The sequence below is a fragment of the Pseudomonadota bacterium genome (assembly GCA_030859565.1).
Classification (GTDB): domain Bacteria; phylum Pseudomonadota; class Gammaproteobacteria; order JACCXJ01; family JACCXJ01; genus USCg-Taylor.
In genome coordinates this window covers 1-5,398 of record JALZJW010000190.1, presented here as the reverse complement: position 1 = coordinate 5,398, position 5,398 = coordinate 1, and the positions used below count along the sequence as shown (strand labels likewise).

Genomic DNA, 5,398 nt, shown 5'->3' with positions numbered 1-5,398 from the left:
GCACAGTCGTCGCACAGCCCAGCCTCCCGACGCCCCCAGCTATCCCCTGAGGCCAGTACTCTCTCACCCTAGGAGGCCAGACTTTACTACCTTCTTTCAGACTCATCTTTGAATTAGAAAATACTGATTCCACCGCGTAGCGCCCGGACAGGCCCGCTTTGGTCAGGGCAACGGCAACGCGTGCTCGACGATCAGTTGCGGGCTGCGAGAGCCCTGGTATTCATTGATCGCCAGCCGGTACGCGAGCCTTACTCGCCGCGCTTCCAGGGGCCAGCCCGCCTCCAGGGCGTTGAAAGCGATGCCGGCGACGGAATGCGTGCTTTGATCAAACCGCAGGACGAACTTTAGGTGCCGGTCCGCGACCACTCGCGGGGCTTGCAGATCGAATTCACCGTCGAACAGCGGCTCGGGAAAGCCTTGGCCCCAGGGACCGGCATGCTCCAAGGCTTCGGCCATTTCCAATCCTAAATCGCTTGCACCCAACTCGCCATCGGTATAGACCACATCGCGTAGCGTCTCCGGTGACATTCGCCGCTCGACCTCCAGGTCGAAAGCGCGCGCGAACGCCGCTAGGTCCGCGCGCCGCAACACCATTCCCGCGGCCATGGCGTGCCCTCCGAACTTGCTGATAAGCCCCGGGTGCGCCGCGGCCACGGCATCGAGCGCGTCACGGACATGCACGCCCGCGACGGAGCGCGCCGAACCCTTGATTTCATCTCCCGAGGCCAAGGCAAAAGCGATCACGGGACGATTGATGCGTTCGCGGATGCGGCCGGCTACGATCCCCACCACCCCCTGGTGCCAGTCCTCGTGGAAAAGGCAAACGCCATAGGCCGTTTCATTGATTTCCCGAGACCCAAGGCTTGCCAGCGATCCGATCGCCTCTGCGTGCATCTTGGCCTCGATGTCGCGCCGCTCGCGGTTGAGCCCGTCGAGCCGCGCGGCCAGCTCCTTGGCCGTGCGTTCGTCCTCGGCGAGGAGGCACTCGATCCCAAGCGACATGTCCGCCAAACGGCCCGCGGCATTGAGCCTCGGCGCAACCGCGAAGCCGAGATCACGCGCGGACAGCCGCCCTAAATCGCGGCCCGCGACCGACACCAAGGCGCGGATCCCGGGGACACAGCGCCCGGCCCGGATCCGGGCCAGCCCTTGAGCCACGAGAATGCGGTTGTTGTGGTCGAGCGGGACCACATCGGCCACGGTGCCGACCGCGACGAGGTCCAGGAACGAGGCGAGGTTCGGTTCCGGTATTCCCTTGCCGGCGAACCAATTCGAGACGCGCAGATGAGCGCGTAACGCCGTCAGCACGTAAAACATGACGCCGACACCGCACAGGACCTTGCTCGGGAAAAGATCCCCGGGCCGATTGGGGTTGACGATCGCATCCGCTTCAGGCAGCGCGGGTCCCGGCAGATGATGGTCCGTGATCACGACCCGCACACCCGCGCGCCGGGCCGCGGCGACGCCGTCGATGCTGGAGATGCCGTTATCGACGGTAACGAGAACCTGGGGCCGGCACGGGAGAGTGATCGCCACGATCTCGGGCGTGAGACCATAGCCATACTCGAAGCGGTTGGGGACGACATAATACACATCTGCCGCCCCCAATGCCCGTAACCCGCGCACGGCGAGCGCACAGCCGGTGGCGCCATCGGCATCGAAATCGCCAACCACGACGATGCGTTCGGCGCGTTCAAGCGCGCCGGCGAGCACCTCCACGGCTTGAGGCATGCCGCCCAACGCACGGTAGGGAAGAAGGCGGGGGAGCGAATAGTCCAATTCCTCGGAAGAACGCACGCCGCGCGCGAGGTAAATACGCTGCAACACGGGCCGCAGGCCGCTCATAAGGCCGTCCGCCGCCGGGATGATGCGTCTGACTATCCGCTTTTCCATTGTTTTGAAAGCGTACGGTGTAATATAGGATTCGAGCGCTGTAGCGCGGAGCAGAGTTCGGTACGGCGCCCCGCGAACCCCTATACAAGCAGCTTGGGTTGTGCTCTATTAATTGCTGGATCGGATGCCAGCGAACACGGGCGCCGTCAACAGTAATGCGTTCGTGAATTTTTAGGTCATTTTATTACAGTTCGTGGGAGGGGACCCAGAATATGAGATATGCACCAGCAAGGGTAAATCCTATGAACCGGACAAGTAGCATAGACAGTACTCCATCGGAAACGAACTGCGCGGCGTTGCTCTGCGAAGCCGCCAAGAGTCAGTTGGTGGTAATCGATATCCAGGCGAAACTCGGCGCCACGATTCCGACGAAGGTCCTTAATCGCGTGGTCGACAATACCGTTTTGCTGTTGGAGGCTGCCAAAACACTCGGGATCCCGGCGCTCGCCAGCGAGCAATACCCGAAAGGCCTAGGCCCCTTGGATCCCCGGATCATCGAACACCTTCCGAGCGGCGTGCAACGCTTCGAGAAAACCTCGTTCTCATGCGTGCAAGCCAACGGTTTTCTCGACGCCGTCAGGAATGCCGCTCGGCCACAGGTCGTGCTCGCGGGGATGGAGGCGCACGTTTGCATTTTGCAGACGGCGATTGACCTCCGCGCCCAGGGTTTCGACGTGTTCGTCGCCGAGGATGCGCTGTGCTCGCGTAAGCTGGAAAATTACCAGAATGCCCTATCGCGCATGCAACAATCCGGCGTAGCGGTGCTCAGCGCCGAGTCCGTGGTGTTCGAGTGGCTACGCGACTCGCAACACGAGCATTTCAAAACCATCGCGAAACTTTTGCGTTGACAGGGTTTAATCCGCGGGGCGCGCGCCTAAACCAGGGCGACACCGCGATCGGACGCCCGCGATCGCATCCTTAGTTCACTGCACCCGCCACTGTGCATAGGGCGCCTAAGCCACCGTTTATCGAGCTGCGTGATCTCACCAAGACTTATCACGAAGGCGGCTCCGAGCGCGTAGTCCTCCAAGGTGTGAACGCCGTGTTCTCCCAAGGGCTGTTCTTGGCCGTGACCGGGCGGAGCGGTTCGGGGAAATCGACGCTGCTTAATCTCATCAGTGGCATCGACCTCCCGACGGCAGGCGGAGTCCGGTTCGACGAGATTTGGTTGCACGCGCTCGATGATACGCAGCGCACGCTGTTTCGGCGCCGCTATATTGGATTCGTATTTCAGTTCTATAATCTCATCCCGACGCTTACGGTCGAAGAGAACCTGCTGTTACCCCTCGAACTCAATGGGATCACGGGCCGCAAGGCCCAGACCAAGGCCATGGAGTTTCTGGAACGGCTGGGCCTCGATGGGCGCGGGTCGAGCTTTCCTGATCGCCTCTCGGGCGGCGAACAGCAACGGGTCGCCATCGCCAGGGCCTTGATACACGATCCCGCCGTGATCCTGGCCGATGAGCCGACCGGTAATCTCGATCTCGAGACCGGGCGCTCCGTACTGAACCTGCTGCAAGAAACGGTTCGAGAGGCCGGAAAGACCTTAATTATGGTCACGCACAGCCAAGAAATGGTGGCTGTCGCCGACCGCATCTATCGTCTAGGAGAGGGACGGCTGACGGCATCGACATCAGCATCGTGACCTCGATATTATGGCGCGCGGGCTTGCGTTTTTTGATCCGCAATCCTTGGCAGCTCGGTCTCGCTGTGCTCGGAATCGCCTTGGGAGTGGCGGTGGTGGTCGCCATCGACACGGCTCGGACCAGCGCCGATCGCGCTTTCACGCTTTCCACTCAAGCGGTCGTCGGGAAGGCTACCCATCGCATCATCGGCGGACCTAGTGGTCTCGAAGAATCTCTTTTTACTCGATTAAAGATCAGCGCTGCGATCCGGCAGGCGGCGCCGGTATTGGAGGATCACGTGTCGCTCGCGGATTATCCGGGCGAGACGATGCAACTACTGGGCATCGATCCGTTTTCGGAACTGAGCTTTCGTGCGCTACGGACCGCTGATGAGAATACGGCCTCCGCGGCCAGCCTGGTCAAGTTTTTTACCCAAACCGCAAGCGTGCTCATTAACCGTGCGAGCGGAACGCGCCTGGGGATCCAAGTTGGCGATCACTTGGATATAAACTTGGGTACGGCGGCGCATCGGCTCAGGGTGGTCGGTTGGCTCACCGAAATCGGCGATTTAGACCAGGGGTCCTATGACGACCTGCTGGTTACCGATATTGCCACGGCGCAAGAGCTCTTTGGCATGGCGGGACGCCTAAGCCATATCGATCTCATCCTCGCCGGGCCGCGAACCGAGACCGTCCTCGCGCATATCCAGCGCTTGCTGCCTCCCGGCGCGGCCGTGATTTCCGCCCGGACCCGCGATCAGGCAGTTGCGCGAATGACACGCGCGTTTCAAGCGAACCTCCTCGCCTTGAGTCTTTTAGCCGTCATGGTCGGCGGGTTTGTGGTGTTTAACACGATGCGCTTTCTGGTCGTGCAGCAACGGGACCTGGTAGGGACATTGCGCACGCTCGGGGTCCGGCGGGGGGAGGTGTTTGGGTGGATTCTCGCGGAAGCGACGCTTTTGGGAAGCGCCGGAACGGTCTTGGGGCTTGCCTTGGGCTTAGGGATGACTGACGCGCTCGTCAAATTAATGACGAGAACGATCAACGACGTCTACTATGTGTTAGCGGTAAGGCAGTTTTCTCTCGCGAGCGCAACTGTCCTGAAAGGCATTGCCCTCGGCATGGGAACGACGCTTATCGCGGCCGCGCTCCCCGCCTACGAAGCAACCGCGATGTTGCCGGGGCTTTCCTTAGCGCGCTCTCACCAGGAGATCCGAAGCCGCCGCAAAGTCGCCATCGCGGGATGGGTTGGGGTCTCGATTGCGGCATTCGGCGCGCTGTCATTAGGGATCCCGAGCGGGGGCTTAGTGACGGCGTTCGCGGCGTTGTTTGCCATCGTTTTCGGGAGCGCGCTGCTCACGCCAGGGCTGATGGTAGGCATCATCCATGGCGTTGGAAAACTATTGTCGCCTAGGGTCGGCATGCTTCTACGCATGGCGTTGCGCTCGGTCACCGCCGCGCTCAGCCGCACCGCTGTCGCCGTTGCGGCCTTGATGCTCGCGATTGCTACAACCGTGGGGATGGGATTAATGATCAGCGATTTTCGCCTATCGGTTTCCGATTGGCTCGCTAATTTGCTGGGGGCGGATCTGTATGTCTTTGTCCCCGGCCCCACGGTCAGGGCGCGTGCGTCGGCGTTAGGCCCGGAGCTGGTCAAGGGCATCAGGTCCGCGCCCGGCGTCGCGTCGGTGTCTACCACTCGCCGTATCTTTATTGAAGACCCTGGGGAGATCACGGAACTGGTCGCTTATGAGCTGAGCTCACAATCGCGCGCGGGCTTTCGTTTCCAGCGCGGAGATCCTGAGCACATCTGGAGGGTTTTCGACCGAGAGGACGTGGTATTGGTGTCCGAGGCCTATGCCTACCGTCATGGTTTATCGC

General features: G+C 61.3%; 4 protein-coding genes. 3 read left to right on the top strand and 1 reads right to left on the bottom strand.

Annotated elements, in window-relative coordinates:
- Window positions 1–162: 162 nt before the first annotated feature.
- Entirely contained in the window at window positions 163–1,893 is a 1,731-nt protein-coding gene (recJ, locus tag M3436_18845) for a single-stranded-DNA-specific exonuclease RecJ (protein MDQ3566055.1), read from the bottom strand.
- Between the two features lie 242 nt (window positions 1,894–2,135).
- Here recJ and M3436_18840 point away from each other — a divergent pair, with 242 nt between their 5' ends.
- The 3 genes from M3436_18840 to M3436_18830 all read left to right on the top strand — a co-directional run.
- Window positions 2,136–2,741, top strand: a complete 606-nt coding sequence (locus tag M3436_18840; GenBank protein ID MDQ3566054.1) for an isochorismatase family protein — start codon at window positions 2,136–2,138, stop codon at window positions 2,739–2,741.
- Window positions 2,742–2,833: 92 nt separating this feature from the next.
- Window positions 2,834–3,538 (top strand): ABC transporter ATP-binding protein, encoded by a 705-nt coding sequence (locus M3436_18835; GenBank protein ID MDQ3566053.1) that lies wholly within the window; start codon window positions 2,834–2,836, stop codon window positions 3,536–3,538.
- Window positions 3,535–5,398 (top strand): ABC transporter permease (locus M3436_18830; GenBank protein ID MDQ3566052.1); only part of this gene is annotated, 1,864 nt, incomplete at its 3' end. The genes M3436_18835 and M3436_18830, both read left to right, overlap by 4 nt.

What these genes read in the sequence shown, in the direction of transcription:
- M3436_18840 (MDQ3566054.1), top strand. Translation starts at nt 2,136, where the DNA reads ATGAACCGGACAAGTAGCATAGACAGTACTCCATCGGAAACGAACTGC.
- recJ (MDQ3566055.1), bottom strand. Translation starts at nt 1,893, where the DNA reads ATGGAAAAGCGGATAGTCAGACGCATCATCCCGGCGGCGGACGGCCTT.